This window comes from Streptomyces clavifer (assembly GCF_036345975.1).
Lineage (GTDB): Bacteria > Actinomycetota > Actinomycetes > Streptomycetales > Streptomycetaceae > Streptomyces > Streptomyces clavifer.
Window position 1 is genome coordinate 1,919,409 of the sequence record NZ_CP107793.1, and the last position, 14,425, is coordinate 1,933,833.

At 72.9% G+C, this 14,425-nt stretch carries 17 protein-coding genes; 4 read left to right on the forward strand and 13 right to left on the reverse strand.

Annotated features, from left to right (window positions below; translation table 11 throughout):
• The 10 genes from OG927_RS08180 to hisD form a co-directional block, all read right to left on the reverse strand.
• Entirely contained in the window at positions 1-180 is a 180-nt protein-coding gene (locus OG927_RS08180; protein WP_056784018.1) for a hypothetical protein, read from the reverse strand.
• Positions 181-340: 160 nt separating this feature from the next.
• On the reverse strand, positions 341-1,222 hold the full coding sequence (gene bdeA, locus OG927_RS08185; RefSeq protein WP_056785866.1) for a bis(hydroxyethyl) terephthalate hydrolase: 882 nt from the start codon (positions 1,220-1,222) through the stop codon (positions 341-343).
• Positions 1,223-1,456: 234 nt separating this feature from the next.
• Positions 1,457-2,212, reverse strand: coding sequence for an imidazole glycerol phosphate synthase subunit HisF (gene hisF / locus OG927_RS08190; protein WP_056784022.1), 756 nt, complete (start codon positions 2,210-2,212; stop codon positions 1,457-1,459).
• Positions 2,209-2,607: a RidA family protein gene (locus OG927_RS08195; RefSeq protein ID WP_056784027.1), complete on the reverse strand. Its 399-nt coding sequence runs from the start codon at positions 2,605-2,607 to the stop codon at positions 2,209-2,211. Before OG927_RS08195 ends, hisF begins: the two co-directional genes overlap by 4 nt.
• On the reverse strand, positions 2,604-3,329 hold the full coding sequence (gene priA, locus OG927_RS08200; RefSeq protein ID WP_056784032.1) for a bifunctional 1-(5-phosphoribosyl)-5-((5-phosphoribosylamino)methylideneamino)imidazole-4-carboxamide isomerase/phosphoribosylanthranilate isomerase PriA: 726 nt from the start codon (positions 3,327-3,329) through the stop codon (positions 2,604-2,606). The genes OG927_RS08195 and priA overlap by 4 nt, the downstream gene beginning before the upstream one ends.
• Complete coding sequence (gene hisH, locus OG927_RS08205; RefSeq protein WP_056784037.1) at positions 3,329-3,970, reverse strand: imidazole glycerol phosphate synthase subunit HisH; 642 nt, start codon at positions 3,968-3,970, stop codon at positions 3,329-3,331. The genes priA and hisH overlap by 1 nt, the downstream gene beginning before the upstream one ends.
• A gap of 10 nt (positions 3,971-3,980) precedes the next feature.
• Positions 3,981-4,148, reverse strand: a complete 168-nt coding sequence (locus OG927_RS08210) for a hypothetical protein (protein WP_056784041.1) — start codon at positions 4,146-4,148, stop codon at positions 3,981-3,983.
• The gene (gene hisB / locus OG927_RS08215; protein WP_031098999.1) at positions 4,145-4,738 is read right to left on the reverse strand and encodes an imidazoleglycerol-phosphate dehydratase HisB; all 594 of its coding nucleotides are present in this window, start codon (positions 4,736-4,738) and stop codon (positions 4,145-4,147) included. Before hisB ends, OG927_RS08210 begins: the two co-directional genes overlap by 4 nt.
• Complete coding sequence (locus OG927_RS08220) at positions 4,735-5,862, reverse strand: histidinol-phosphate transaminase (RefSeq protein ID WP_330319910.1); 1,128 nt, start codon at positions 5,860-5,862, stop codon at positions 4,735-4,737. Before OG927_RS08220 ends, hisB begins: the two co-directional genes overlap by 4 nt.
• Complete coding sequence (gene hisD / locus OG927_RS08225; protein WP_330319911.1) at positions 5,859-7,181, reverse strand: histidinol dehydrogenase; 1,323 nt, start codon at positions 7,179-7,181, stop codon at positions 5,859-5,861. Before hisD ends, OG927_RS08220 begins: the two co-directional genes overlap by 4 nt.
• A gap of 160 nt (positions 7,182-7,341) precedes the next feature.
• Between hisD and OG927_RS08230 the strand changes: the two genes are divergently transcribed.
• From OG927_RS08230 to ybaK, 4 genes are all read left to right on the forward strand, one after another.
• Positions 7,342-8,943 carry a hypothetical protein gene (locus OG927_RS08230; protein ID WP_056784051.1) on the forward strand — a complete coding sequence of 534 codons (1,602 nt, stop codon included), beginning with the start codon at positions 7,342-7,344 and terminating at the stop codon, positions 8,941-8,943.
• A gap of 219 nt (positions 8,944-9,162) precedes the next feature.
• Complete coding sequence (locus OG927_RS08235) at positions 9,163-10,197, forward strand: hypothetical protein (protein WP_330319912.1); 1,035 nt, start codon at positions 9,163-9,165, stop codon at positions 10,195-10,197.
• A gap of 11 nt (positions 10,198-10,208) precedes the next feature.
• Complete coding sequence (locus tag OG927_RS08240) at positions 10,209-10,988, forward strand: LON peptidase substrate-binding domain-containing protein (protein ID WP_056785870.1); 780 nt, start codon at positions 10,209-10,211, stop codon at positions 10,986-10,988.
• Positions 10,989-11,005: 17 nt separating this feature from the next.
• Positions 11,006-11,506, forward strand: a complete 501-nt coding sequence (gene ybaK / locus OG927_RS08245; RefSeq protein ID WP_330319913.1) for a Cys-tRNA(Pro) deacylase — start codon at positions 11,006-11,008, stop codon at positions 11,504-11,506.
• Between the two features lie 142 nt (positions 11,507-11,648).
• Here the strand turns inward: ybaK and OG927_RS08250 are convergent, their stop codons facing one another.
• From OG927_RS08250 to OG927_RS08260, 3 genes are read right to left on the reverse strand one after another with little or no spacing between them, the layout of a single operon-like run.
• Positions 11,649-12,425 carry an ABC transporter permease gene (locus tag OG927_RS08250; protein WP_330319914.1) on the reverse strand — a complete coding sequence of 259 codons (777 nt, stop codon included), beginning with the start codon at positions 12,423-12,425 and terminating at the stop codon, positions 11,649-11,651.
• A gap of 45 nt (positions 12,426-12,470) precedes the next feature.
• A complete protein-coding gene (locus OG927_RS08255) occupies positions 12,471-13,322 on the reverse strand; it encodes an ABC transporter permease (RefSeq protein ID WP_319100766.1) in 852 nt (283 codons plus the stop codon).
• Positions 13,323-13,359: 37 nt separating this feature from the next.
• On the reverse strand, positions 13,360-14,343 hold the full coding sequence (locus OG927_RS08260) for an ABC transporter ATP-binding protein (protein WP_330321305.1): 984 nt from the start codon (positions 14,341-14,343) through the stop codon (positions 13,360-13,362).
• Positions 14,344-14,425: the final 82 nt, after the last annotated feature.

Here is a 14,425-nt window from a genome sequence, read left to right on the forward strand (position 1 = left end):
TCACGAGCCGGTGTATCCGAGTGCCGTCAGTCTCGACTTCATCACGTCCGCGTACCCGGTGGTGCCGTCGGACTTCGGGTGGAAGGCCTCGCGGCTCAGGCACCCCTCGGGCAGCCAGTCCGCCGTGCAGGACCCGCTGACCTTGGTGACCGGGTCACCCTGATGAGGACGTCCGCACACCGGATGTGTGCGGACGTTCCGGCAAACGGGGCGAAGTGCCGCGGCGGCACCCGGTGCCCGCCGCGGGGCGGACCACGGGCCGGGCGGTGTCACGCGGCGGAAGCCGCCCGGCCGGCAGGGGGTCCGGACCACGCGTCCGGAACACCCCCGCCGCCCTCGGTCAGGAGGTGTGCGGGCAGTTGCCCCTGTACGCCGCGATCGTCAGGCTGGTCGACGGCAGCGGGCAGAGGAACTGCTCGTAGCGGGTGTCGTTGTCGATGAAGCGCTTCAGCCACGAGATGCTGTACTTGGCGATCGTGGTGTTGGAGGAGTTCGGGGTGAAGTGGGTGGCTCCCCGGAGCTCCAGGTACGCCTTGTCCAGCGAGCTGGGCAGGGAGTTGTAGAACGGCACCGAGTGCGAGGCGACGGGAGCGACCGTGTCCCCGTCCGAGCCGACGATCAGGGTGGGGGTCTTCACCTCGGGCCAGGTCTTGTCGGTGTTCCACCCGGTCAGCGGGATCGCCGCCTGCAGCGAGGGCCGGCTCTTCGCGGCTTCCAGGGTTCCGCCGCCGCCCATGGAGTGGCCCATCACGCCGAGCCGGGAGGAGTCGACCCGGCTGCGCACGGAGCTCTGCTGGGTGAGGTAGTCCAGTGCGGACAGCAGTTGCCGGCCGCGGCTGTCGGGCTGGTCCACCGTGGTGTTGGTGTCGATGGTGAAGACGACGAAGCCCTGCGAGGCCAGGCGCGGTCCGAGCCAGGCGATGCTGGACTGGTAGGCCGTGAAGCCGGGCGAGATGACGACCGCGCCGAAGGTGCCGTCCGCGGTGGACGTCGGGTAGTAGATGGTGCCGCCGCCGAAGCCGCTGACGCCGAGTGAGGACACGGTCGTCTGGGACGTGGCGTAGGAGCCGCGGCTCGCCTCGATACTCGAATTGCTGGGTGCGGGACCGCGCTCGTACGGGTTGGCCGCGGCCTGGGCACCGCCGGGGATGAGGGCGGTGACGAGACCTGCGGTGGCGGCCGCGGCGGCCAGGCCGAGCCTGACGGAGCGGCTCTTCGACATCCGGTGGCGGCGCGTGGAGGTGTCGCCGGAGGGGAGGTGCTGCACGGGGGGGGTCCTCTCGGTCGTGGCGGAACCACGACACGGCAGCCCTGGGCCCCCGTCGTCCCGGGGCTTTCGGGGTGCACCGCGTGGGTACGCCGTCATTCGCTGACGGTCGTCACTCTCGCGGTGCACCCCGTGCGCGCACATCGGCGAGATCACCGGTCTTCGCGACCGGCCCCTCCCCCGTCCGGGTCAGCGGACCGGGTGTCCGGCTTCCCGGAGAGCGCCCTTGACCTCGGAGATCCGCAGGTCGCCGAAGTGGAAGACGGACGCGGCCAGGACCGCGTCGGCGCCCGCGTCGACGGCCGGGGAGAAGTCCGCGAGCCGGCCCGCACCGCCGGAGGCGATGACGGGGACGGTGACGTGCGCCCGTACCGCCTTGATCATCTCGGTGTCGTAGCCGTCCTTCGTACCGTCGGCGTCCATCGAGTTGAGCAGGATCTCCCCCGCACCGAGCTCGGCGGCCCGGTGCGCCCACTCGACGGCGTCGATGCCGGTGCCCCGGCGGCCTCCGTGCGTCGTCACCTCGAAGGTGCCCGCCGGGGTGCGCCGGGCGTCGACGGACAGCACGAGCACCTGGCGCCCGAAGCGTTCGGCGATCTCCCGGATCAGCTCGGGGCGGGCGATGGCCGCGGTGTTGACGCCGACCTTGTCGGCCCCGGCCCGCAACAGCTTGTCCACGTCGTCGGCGGCGCGGACTCCGCCGCCGACGGTGAGCGGGATGAAGACCTGCTCGGCGGTGCGGCGCACCACGTCGTACGTGGTCTCCCGGTCACCGCTGGAAGCGGTGATGTCGAGGAAGGTCAGCTCGTCGGCGCCCTCGGCGTCGTACAGCTTGGCCATCTCGACGGGGTCGCCGGCGTCCCGCAGGTTCTGGAAGTTGACGCCCTTGACGACGCGGCCGTTGTCCACGTCCAGGCAGGGGATGACCCGTACGGCGAGCGTCATCGTGTACCTGCCCGGTATGCCTCGATCTCGACCTCGACGACCAGGGAGGGGTCGACGAGACCGGAGACGATGACCATGGACGCGGCGGGGCGCACGTCGTCGAAGAGCTCCTTGTGGGCGCGGCCCACCTCGTCGACGTCGCGGGCGTGGGTGAGGTACATCCGCGTACGGACGACGTCCTCACGGCCGAGTCCGACCTGCTTGAGCGCGTCGAAGGCGGCCTGGAAGGAGGCGACGGCCTGCTCGTGGGGACCGCCCGCGGAGATCTGGCCGTCGACCACCGACGTGCAGCCGGAGACCAGGACGAGTCCGCCGGGCAGCTGGACCGCCCGGGAGTAGCCGAACCTCTCCTCCCAGGGCCCGCCAGAGGAGACGCGGCGTACGGAGTCCGTCATGCGGCGACCGCCTTGAGGGCCTCCTCGAGGGTGAACGCCTTCGCGTACAGCGCCTTGCCGACGATGGCTCCCTCGACCCCTTCGGGAACGAGCAGGGAGATGGCGCGGAGGTCGGCGAGCGACGAGACGCCACCGGAGGCGACGACGGGCCGGTCGGTCGCGGCGCAGACGTCGCGCAGGAGCCCCAGGTTGGGGCCTTCCAGCGTGCCGTCCTTGGCGATGTCGGTCACCACGTAGCGGGCGCAGCCCTCGGAGTCGAGGCGGGCGAGCGTCTCGTAGAGGTCGCCGCCGTCGCGGGTCCAGCCGCGGCCCCGCAGCGTCGTACCGCGGACGTCGAGGCCGACCGCGATCTTGTCGCCGTGCTCGGCGATGACCTTGGCGACCCACTCGGGGGTCTCCAGGGCCGCGGTGCCGAGGTTGACCCGGCGGCACCCGGTGGCGAGGGCGGCGGCGAGCGAGGCGTCGTCGCGGATGCCGCCGGAGAGCTCGACCTTGATGTCCATGGCGCCGGCCACTTCGGCGATCAGCGCGCGGTTGTCGCCGGTGCCGAAGGCGGCGTCCAGGTCGACGAGGTGCAGCCACTCGGCACCGGAGCTCTGCCAGGCGAGGGCGGCCTCCAGCGGGGAGCCGTAGGAGGTCTCGGAGCCGGACTCGCCGTGGACGAGGCGGACGGCCTGGCCGTCGCGGACGTCGACGGCGGGGAGCAGTTCAAGCTTCGGCATTACAGCGTCTCGATCCAGTTGGTCAGCAGCTGGGCGCCGGCATCGCCGGACTTCTCGGGGTGGAACTGGGTGGCCCACAGCGCGCCGTTCTCCACGGCAGCCACGAACCGCTCTCCGTGTGTCGCCCAAGTGACCTTGGGGGCACGGATCTTGGCGTTGGTCACTTCGAGGGACCAGTCGTGCGCGGCGTAGGAGTGCACGAAGTAGTAGCGGGACTCGGGGTCGAGGCCGGCGAAGAGCTGGGAGCCCTCGGGGGATTCGACGGTGTTCCAGCCCATGTGCGGGACGACGTCGGCCCTGAGCGGTCCGACGGTGCCGGGCCACTCGTCGAGGCCCTCGGTCTCGACACCGTGCTCGATGCCTCGCTCGAACAGGATCTGCATGCCGACGCAGATGCCCATGACGGGCCGGCCGCCGGACAGCCTCCGGCCGATGATCCATTCGCCGCGTGCCTGCTTCAGCCCTTCCATGCAGGCCGAGAAGGCACCGACGCCGGGGACGAGCAGCCCGTCGGCGTTCATCGCGGTGTCGAAGTCGCGGGTGATCTCCACGTCCGCGCCGACGTGGGCGAGGGCCCGCTCGGCGGAACGCACGTTGCCGAAGCCGTAGTCGAAGACGACGACCTTCTTGGTTTCGCTCACAGTCCTGCCCTCAGTCCCAGATTCCCTGGATCCGCATGATGCCTGCGACCAGGCACATCACGGATCCGATCCCGAGGAGCACGACGACGCCCGTGGGCATGCCCTGCTTCCGGAAGGAGTACACGCCGCCGGCCAGGAAGAGGCCGACGAGGATCAGTACGGTGTTGAGGCCGGTCACAGGGCGCCCTTCGTGGAGGGAAGGATTCCTGCCGCGCGCGGGTCGTGCTCGCTGGCGTACCGCAGGGCGCGGGCCAGGGCCTTGAACTGGCACTCCACGATGTGGTGGGCGTTGCGGCCGTACGGGACGTGGACGTGCAGGGCGATCTGCGCCTGGGCGACGAAGGACTCCAGGATGTGCCGGGTCATCGTCGTGTCGTACTCGCCGATCATCGGCGCCATCTTCTCGGGCTCGGTGTGCACCAGGTAGGGGCGGCCGGAGAGGTCGACGGTGACCTGGGCGAGCGACTCGTCCAGCGGGACGGTGCAGTTGCCGAAGCGGTAGATGCCGACCTTGTCGCCGAGCGCCTGCTTGAACGCGGCACCGAGTGCGAGGGCGGTGTCCTCGATCGTGTGGTGCGAGTCGATGTGCAGGTCGCCCTCGGTCTTGACCGTGAGGTCGAAGAGGCCGTGGCGGCCGAGCTGGTCGAGCATGTGGTCGTAGAAGCCGACCCCGGTCGCGACATCGACCTTGCCGGTCCCGTCGAGGTTGATCTCGACGAGTACGGAGGTCTCCTTGGTGGTCCGCTCCACCCTGCCTACGCGGCTCATGCGTCGTGCTCCTTCTTCAGTTCGCGCACCGCATCGAGGAACGCGTCGTTCTCGGCTGGGGTTCCCGCGGAGACCCGCAGCCACCCCGGTACGCCGTTGTCCCGGACCAGCACGCCCCGGTCGAGGATCTGCTGCCAGGCGGTACGGCTGTCGGCGAAGCGGCCGAACTGGACGAAGTTGGCGTCCGAGTCGGTGACGGCGAAGCCGAGCTCCCGCAGTCCGTCGACCAGCCGGTCGCGCTCGCTCTTGAGCTGCGCGACATACCCGAGCAGCGTATCGGTGTGCTCCAGGGCGGCGAGCGCGGTGGCCTGGGTGACGGAGGACAGGTGGTACGGCAGGCGCACCAGCTGGACCGCGTCGACGACGGCCGGAGCGGCGGCGAGGTAGCCCAGTCGCAGGCCCGCCGCGCCGAACGCCTTGGACATGGTGCGGGAGAGCACCAGGTTCGGGCGGCCCTCGATCAGGGGGAGCAGCGAGGGGTGGTGGCTGAACTCCCCGTACGCCTCGTCGACGACGACCATCGAGGGGCGGGCGTCCTGGGCCGCTTCGTACAGGGCGAGGACGGTGGCGGCGTCGACGGCGGTGCCGGTGGGGTTGTTGGGCGAGGTGATGAACACCACCTCGGGGCGGTGCTCGGCGATGGCCTTCCTCGCGGCCTCCACGTCGATGGTGAAGTCCTCGTTGCGCGGCCCGGAGATCCAGCCGGTGCCGGTGCCGCGGGCGATGAGGGCGTGCATCGAGTACGAGGGCTCGAAGCCGATCGCGGTGCGCCCGGGGCCGCCGAAGGTCTGCAGCAGCTGCTGGAGCACTTCGTTGGAGCCGTTGGCCGCCCAGACGTTGGCCGTTGCGACCTCGTGCCCGGCGGTGCGGGTGAGGTAGCGGGCCAGCTCGGTGCGGAGCTCCACGGCGTCGCGGTCGGGGTAGCGGTTGAGGTCGCGGGCTGCCTCGCGGACCCGTTCGGCGATGCGGTCGACGAGCGTGTCGGGCAGCGGGTAGGGGTTCTCGTTGGTGTTCAGCCGCACCGGTACGTCGAGCTGGGGCGCCCCGTACGGGGACTGGCCGCGCAGCTCGTCGCGGATCGGCAGGTCGTCCCAGGGGCGGTGCGTGGTGCTGTCGTCGCTCACTGCTGCGGAACCTTCCACCCGAACCTGGCCTTGAGCGCGGCGCCGTGGGCGGGCAGGTCCTCCGCCTCGGCGAGGGCCACCACGTGGTGGGTGACCTCGGCGAGCGCGTCGCGCGTGTAGTCGACGATGTGGATGCCGCGCAGGAAGGACTGCACGGACAGGCCCGAGGAGTGGCAGGCGCAGCCGCCGGTGGGCAGGACGTGGTTGGAGCCGGCGCAGTAGTCACCGAGGGAGACGGGCGACCAGGGACCGACGAAGACGGCTCCGGCATTGCGGACCCGGTCGGCGACGGCGGCGGCGTTCTCCGTCTGGATCTCCAGGTGCTCGGCGGCGTACGCGTCGACGACCTTGAGGCCGTCCTCCAGGGTGTCGACCAGGACGATCGCGGACTGGCGGCCGGCCAGGGCGGGCTCGATCCGGTCCGTGACGTGCTTGGTCGCGGCGATCTGCGGCCTCAGCTCGGCCTCGGTGGCCGCGGCGAGCTCCTCGGAGTCGGTGACGAGCACCGCGGCGGCCATCGGGTCGTGCTCCGCCTGGCTGATCAGGTCGGCGGCGACGTGCGCCGGGTCGGCGCTCGCGTCGGCGAGGATCGCGATCTCGGTGGGGCCGGCCTCCGCGTCGATGCCGATGCGGCCCTTGAGGAGGCGCTTGGCCGCGGCGACGTAGATGTTGCCGGGGCCGGTGACGAGGTTCACGGGCGGGCACTCCTCGGTGCCGTACGCGAACATCGCGATGGCCTGGGAGCCGCCGGCGGCGTACACCTCGTCCACGCCGAGGAGCGCGCAGGCGGCGAGGATCGTGGGGTGCGGCAGACCGCCGAACTCCTTCTGGGGCGGGGAGGAGACGGCGATGCCCTCGACCCCGGCCTCCTGGGCGGGGACGACGTTCATGACGACGGACGAGGGGTAGACCGAGCGCCCGCCGGGCACGTACAGCCCGACGCGGTCGACGGGCACCCACTTCTCGGTGACCGTGCCGCCGGGGACGACCTGGGTGGTGTGCGTGGTGCGGCGCTGCTTACGGTGGACGAGGCGGGCGCGGCGGATCGACTCCTCCAGTGCCGCCCGTACGGCGGGGTCGAGGCGCTCGAGCGCCTCGGTGATCGCGTCGGCCGGGACCCGGAGCGCGTCGAGGCGCACGCCGTCGAATTTCTCCCCCCACTCGATCACTGCCGCGGAGCCACGATGGCGTACGTCCTCGCAGATGGGCCGCACCGTCTCCAGGGCGGCTTCCACGTCGAACTCGGCTCGGGGCAGCAGGTCGCGCAGGTCGCCGCCCTCGGGGAGGGCGGTGCCGCGCAGATCGATTCGAGAGATCACACCGCAATTCTCTCAGACCGGTTCCGGCGCCCGGTCGCCCGTATCACTGGCTGATACATGTCCCGGCCGTCACTGCTGACCGTTTGCGTTCACACCGTCACACAGTGGGAAGAACGGTTGTACGAAGCACGGGACGAACTGTGCAAGCGGAGGTGAGGCAGTGACCGAGCCGCACGACGGAGAGATCCCGGACGGCCTCAGCGCGGCGGAGCTGGGCATGTGGCAGTCCTTCCGGAACGGCACGACCTACGATCTGCGCGCCCACGACCCGGTGCGGGACGACCCCTTCGCCCCGCACGCCTGGGGGCCGGAGCGGAGCGTCGGCGCCCGGACGGTGGCGCGGCTCCTGCTGAGCGGCCCGCCCGCGCGGCCGGGGCGGGTGGCGGCGCTGAAGCTCCGGGGCGTGCGCGTCACCGGGAAGCTGGACCTGGCGGGCGGCCGGGTGTCCCCGTACGTGGAGCTGACCGGCTGCCGCTTCGAGCAGGAGGTGGTGCTCCCGGAGTGCCACTTCACCACGCTGCGGATGGTGGGCTGCGCGGTGCCGCGACTGGACGCCGCCCGGCTGCACACGGAGGGTGATCTGCATCTGCCGCGCTGCCGGGTCGAGCGCGGCATCCGGCTCACGGACGCGCAGATCGGCACGGACCTGCTGATCAACCAGCTCAGCGTCGGCCCCGACCGGCGCGGCCGGGCCTTCGTGGGCGACGGGATGTCGGTGGCCCAGGATCTGCAGGCCGAGATGATCGAGACGCGCGGCGAGGTGAGTCTGCGCGGGGCGAAGGTCGGCGGTTCGCTGAGCCTGCGCGGCAGCCGGCTGCGCGCCACGGACGGGCGGCGGGCGCTGAACGCCCCGCAGCTGAGCGTCGAGCGCACGCTGTACATGACCGAGGCCTGGGTGAGCATCGACACCGGGAACCAGGGCACCACTCCCCCGTACGGCATCGCGCGCGGCATCGGTCCGGCCCGCGGGACCCGCGCACAGGTCTTCGAGTGCCGGGGCGCGGTACGGCTCGACGACGGGCGCTTCGGCGACGCGGTGGACGTGCACAAGGCCCGTTTCGTCCTGACCGGCGACGAGGAGCTGTCGCTGCGCAGGATCGTCACGCCCGAGCTGCGGTTCAACGCGGAGCGCCCCGAGGAGGGCCGGGTCGTGCTGAACGGCGCGAAGGTCGTCACCCTGATCGACGTGTCGACCAGCTGGCCCGGTCCGGGCGGGCTGGCGATGGGCGGCTTCGTCTACGAGAACCTCGTCCCGTACGGCCACTTCCCGCTCTCCCGGCGCCTGGAGTGGGTGCTGGCCGCCACACCGGAGTACGTACCGGAGCCGTACGAGCGCCTGGCGACCGTGCTCCGCAGCTGCGGGGAGGACGCGGACGCCCGCGAGGTGCTGCTCGCCAAGCAGCGGCGCCGCCGCGAGACACTGCCGCCCGCGGCCAGACTGTGGGGCTACCTGCAGGACTGGACGGTGGCCTACGGCTACCGGCCGGGGCGCGCCGCGGTGTGGATGGCGGTGCTGTGGGCGGCGGGGGCGGTGGCCTTCTCGCAGTACCACCCGGCGCCGATCAAGGGTGAGGAGCATCCGCAGTGGAACGCCCCGCTGTACGCGCTGGACCTGCTGGTGCCGGTGATCAACCTCGGGCAGGACGGCTACTGGCGGATGGAGGGCGGCTGGCAGTGGGCCGCGGCGGCCCTCGTCATCCTGGGATGGATACTGGCCACGACGGTGGCGGCGGGCGCCTCCCGGCTGCTGCGCCGCAGCTGAGCCGGACCCCCGTCGCGGCCGGACGCCTCGGCGGGGACAGCGGTCGAACGGCCTGTCGAGGTCCGGCCCGGCAAGCGGGCCGCGTTGGCCGGAGCATCGGAAACAAGCCAGCCGCCGACGGATCCTTTGCCTTCTCTTGACCTCGCCCGGGGCAACCCTCCCACTCGCTACAGAAGCTTCACAGTGCTCCCCTGGCGCCACCCCCACCAGGGCTTTTCAATGGTCTGCACCATGGCCTTCCTCCGCGCACTGCTGAACCCCGCACGCGCGTTCCGATACGGCCCCGGACTGCCGGCCGGGCTGCCCGCGGACGACGCGGTGCTGCTCGACGCGCCCGACGGGCGGCTGTCGCCCGCACTGGTCGCGGCCGCCCTGGGAGAGTACGAGCCCGCCGCCAAGCTCCTGGCGACCACGCGCGACGCGGCCGAGTGGGAGACCCGCGACCGCTGTCTGTCCCGGCTGGTGGTCTTCGCCCGCAACCGCGACGGCTGGCTCACCGACTGGCTGGCCGCCGCCCCGCGCGACCCCGACGCCCTGCTCGTGAAGGCCGAACTGGCCGTGCACCGCGCCTGGGAGTCCCCGGCCCACGCCGAACTGCTGCGCGAGGTGGCCCCGCTCATCACGGCGGCCACCGAGGCCGATCCCCGCGACCCGGTGCCGTGGCGGCTCGCCCTCGACCACGCCCGTGGCACGCACGCCCCGCACACGGTCTTCGAGAAGCTGTGGGAACAGGCCGTGCGGAGGTCCGCGCACCACTACGGCTGCCATGTCGCCGCGCTCCAGTACCTCTCCGCCGCCTGGTACGGCTCGCACCGCGAATGCTTCGACTTCGCCGAGCGGGCGGCCGAGGACGCCGCGTCGGACTCCCTGGTGCAGGCGCTCCCGGTACGGGCCGCCTTCGCGCTGCTGTGCGACGAGGGGGCCGTCGTCCGGGCCACCTCCGTGCTGGAGGACCGGATCGACGCCGCCGCCGACCTGGCGATCGGTCTCTCCGCGCGCTTCGCGGCCGGTGATCCGTGGCCGGCGGAGGTCCGCAACCTCCTCGCCCACGTACTGGGCGCGCGGGGCCGCAGCGACGAGGCGCTGGAGCAGTTCCGGCTGATCGGGGCGCACGCCACGTCGTTCCCGTGGGCGTCCGTCTCGGACGACGCGCTCGGCGGTTTCCTCGACGCGCGAGCGGACGCACGGCTGCGCGTGGCCTCCTGGAAGCCCTCCCGTGGACGGCCGGAACACGACGGGCGCCGGGGCCATTAGGCTTGGCCGCTGTGACCACCGCTCGCCTTCCCCTCTTTCCGCTGAACGCGGTGCTGTTTCCCGGCCTCGTGCTACCCCTCAACGTCTTCGAGGAGCGTTATCGCGCCATGATGCGCGAGCTGCTCACGATCGACGAGGACGAACCGCGCCGCTTTGTGGTGGTCGCGGTCCGAGACGGCCGCGAGACCGCCCCGACGGCCACCGGGATGCCGGACACGCTCGCCGCCGCGCCCCCGGTCGAGCGGGCCCCGGCCGACGGTTTCGGGCCCGACCCGATCCAGACGTTCCACCGGGTCGGCTGCGTCGCGGACGCGGCGAAGATCCGTGAGCGCGCCGACGGCAGCTTCGAGGTCCTGGCGACCGGCACCACGCGGGTCCGGTTGCTCTCGGTCGACGCGAGCGGCCCGTTCCTGACGGCCGAGGTCGAGGAACTGCCGGAGAACCCGGAGGAGGCCGAGGGTGACGCAGCGTCCTCGCAGGAGGAGGCCGGAGCCCTCGCCGAGGGCGTCCTGCGGGCCTTCCGCAGCTACCAGAAGCGGCTCGCGGGGGCGAGCGAGCGCTCCCTGACGACGGGTGCGGACCTGCCGGACGACCCGTCGGTGGTGTCGTACCTGGTGGCCGCCGCGGCCGTCCTCGACGTGCCCTCGAAGCAGCGGCTGCTCCAGGCGCCGGACACCGCGACCCGGCTGCGCGAGGAACTGGCGCTGCTGCGCAAGGAGACGGCCGTCATCCGGCACCTTCCGTCGCTCCCGGCCACCGAACTGACCCGCGCCCCCACGCACCCCAACTGACCCGAGGACCCCGCCCCGTGGCGAAGAAGGCGAAGAAGCAGCAGCCCGGCGGCACCCCGGCCACGGTCGCGCTGACCGCGGCCGGCACCCCGTTCGCGGTCCACTCCTACGAGCACGACCCGTCGTCCCCGTCCTACGGCGAGGAGGCCGCGGAGGCCCTCGGGGTCTCGCCCGACCGGGTGTTCAAGACCCTGGTCGCGGAGGTCGACGGCGAGCTGGTCGTCGCGGTGGTACCGGTCGCCGGGTCGCTGGACCTGAAGGCCCTGGCATCGGCGGTCGGCGGCAAGCGGGCCGCCATGGCGGACCCGGCGGCGGCGGAGCGCACCACCGGCTACGTACGGGGCGGCATCTCCCCGCTGGGCCAGCGCAAGCGGCTGCGTACGGTGCTCGACGCCTCGGCGGGGGCGCACCCCACGATCTGCGTCTCGGCGGGCCGCCGCGGCCTGGAGGTCGAGCTGTCCCCGCAGGACCTGACCAGCCTGACGGACGCCGTACTGGCCCCGGTCGGCCGGGGCTAGGACCTCCCCTTCGGACCCTGCCGGCTCGCGAGGTCCGGACGGGGCCCGGGGCGGGGCGCCGAGGCCGTCCCCCGCCACCGGAACGCCCCTTCGCCCGCGGGCGCCGGTACGACAGGCGCCGCCACGGCGGGACCCGGTACGGCTATCGCCGCTCTTCCGCCGTACCGCCGTCGTCGGGCCCCCGCCCGCCGGCCGAACCCGGCCCCGCGGCGGATCCCTTCTCCGCGGTGGCACCCGGCCAGGACGCGGGTCCGGCCGCGGGGCCCCCGCCGAACGCAGCTCCCGGCTCCGGCTCACCGTGGGCATCCCACTCCGGCTCGGGGTCCCGCGGTCCGAACAGCGCCGTCAGCCCCAGGTGCACGATCATCGCCGCGATGGGCCAGGCGAGCATCGCGGCCCCCACCGCGTGCAGCTTCAGCGGCGCGTCGAACGTGACCCCCTTGCCGACCTCCCTGGCATGGGCCACCACGTCGGACGTCGGCCCGAGCCAGGTGCCGATCCCCCACGCCAGCAGCGAACCGAGCAGCCCTCCCAGGGCCAGTCCCACGACCAGCGGGATGCCCCCGCGCCTGCGGCAGAGGAAGACGGCGGCGGCCGACACGAGGCCGAAGGCCAGGCCGAGCAGGACGAAGGTGCCGTCGGCCCCGATCGCCTCCTCGCCCTCGCTGTTCTTGAGGAACACGGCCGTCTCGTCGGAGACCAGCGGCACCCGGGGCGCCAGCCACAGCCACAGCAGCCCGAGCGCGACGCCCGCGACGGTCAGGAGGGCGGCGACCACGGCGCCCTGCTTCAGCTCCGCGGCCCCGTCCGCCGCGTCCAGCGGCTCCCGGCCACCGGGTACGGCATGGGATCCCGACGGCGGGGCCTGCCAGGGGTCGTGGGGTCGTGGCTGGTGCGGCGGCGTCAACGGTGCGGTCACGGTGCCATCGTGCCAGGCCGTCCGGCCCACCGCCTCACCGGACCGTCAGCGGACCGCCGCCCGGCGGTACGCCCAGGTGGCCACGGCCAGCGACAGCACACCCACCGCCGCGCACACGGCCAGATCGAGAGCGACCACCGCCCAGTCCGGGTGCGCGTCGAAGGACCGGGCCAACGCCTCGACCCCGTACGTGGAGGGCAGCAGATCACGCGCCCAGCCGACGGGCCCGGGGAGCCGCTCGGCCGGCAGGACACCCAGCAGCAGCGCGGCGGACATGCCGAGCTGCCCCAGCAGCGTCGCCAGCTCCTGACGCGGCGCCAGCAGCCCCAGCGCGGCACCGAGCCCGGAGAGCGCGGCCCCGGACAGCGGGATGACCGCGACGAGCACCCACAGGTGCGTCATGGGCAGCCCGAACAGCACGCTTCCCGTCACCGCCGTGACGATCGTGCCGGGCACGGTGAACGAGGCGTACGCCCCCGCCGCTCCCAGCACCACCGCGGCGGGCGGCACCGGCAGCGTGGCGTAGTGGTCGAGGCCGCCGTCGGCGCGCAGCCGGCCGAAGTACTGCGCCAGCAGGTTCAGCGCCACGAAGGCCACGACCAGCACGCTGGAACCGGCGACCACGGCCCGCGCCTCGGCGCCACCGTCGACGACCCCGCGCATCAGCACCATGATCCCGATGGACTGGAACGTCGCCACGAACAGCAGCGGAATCCGGGCGACCCGAGCGCGCGACAGCTGCGCCCGGTACACGGCCGCCATCGAGGGCAGCAGCCGGGCCCGGGGTGCGAGGGCCGCGGGGGCCGTGCGGGCGGGACCGCCCGAGGCGGTCCCGACCACCGGGCCGGACGTCTCCGCCCTGGTCCCGGTGGCTTCCGCGGGAACGATGCTCGTCACCTGGCGCTGCTCCCCTTCGACTTCGACACGTTCATGATCACGCCTTCACCAGTCCCTCGGCCGCCACGGCCGAGTCCCCGCCGAGCGCCAGGTAGACGTCCTCCAGGCTGGGGGTGGCCAGCGTGAAGTCGTCCAGCGAGGAGAACGCGGCCCCGCCGGTCACCGCGGCCACCGCCGCCCGCGCCTCGTCGGGGCAGAGCCGCAGCACCCACCGCCGCCCCGACTCCTGCGCGGACGCGCGCAGCGCGGCCACCTCCGGGACGTCCAGCGGTGCCCTCTCGCGCCACACCAGCTCGACCCTGACCTCGCCCGCCACGCGTTCCTTGAGACCGGCCGGGGTGTCGCAGGCGATGACCCTGCCGCGTTCCATGACCGCGACCCGGTCGAGGACGGTCTCGGCCTCGATCACGTTGTGGGTCACGAGCAGGACGGTCACGCCGCGTTCGGCGCGCCGCCGGTCGACGGCGGACCAGACGGCGCGGCGGGCGACGGGGTCCATCCCCGTCGTCGGCTCGTCCAGGACGAGGACGGGGCGCTCCCCGACCAGCGCGGCGGCGAAGCAGGCGAGCCGCCGCTGACCGCCCGACAGTCTGTTCAGGGGGCGCCCGGCGAGCTCGGTGAGCCCCAGTTCCTCGAGTACGGCGTCGCGCTCGGCACGGGCCTCCCGCACCGGAAGGCCTCTGAGCCGCCCGGTGGTCTCGGCGGCGAGGGACACGGTCAGCTCGTCGAGCGCGGTGGACTCCTGCCCGAGGTATCCGATCAGCCGTGAAGCCCTCTCGGGGTGGCGGACCAGGTCGTGCCCCAGCACCTCGACGCTCCCGGAGTCGGGCCGCATCAGCCCGGTCAGCTGGCGTACGAGCGTCGACTTGCCTGCGCCGTTGGGCCCGAGCAGCCCGAAGATCTCGCCGCGCCGGACATCGAGGCTGATCCCGTCGGTGGCGCGCACCTCGGGGGTGGCTGCGCGGCCGCGTCGGCCGCGGACGGCGGGATAGGTCCTGACCAGATCACGCACCGCGCACACGGTCCCGGTCCCGGTCTGCGCCTGTGCTGTGCCCGTACTCACGAGGTACGAGAGTACGGGGTCGGACGCCCCGGACCGCGCC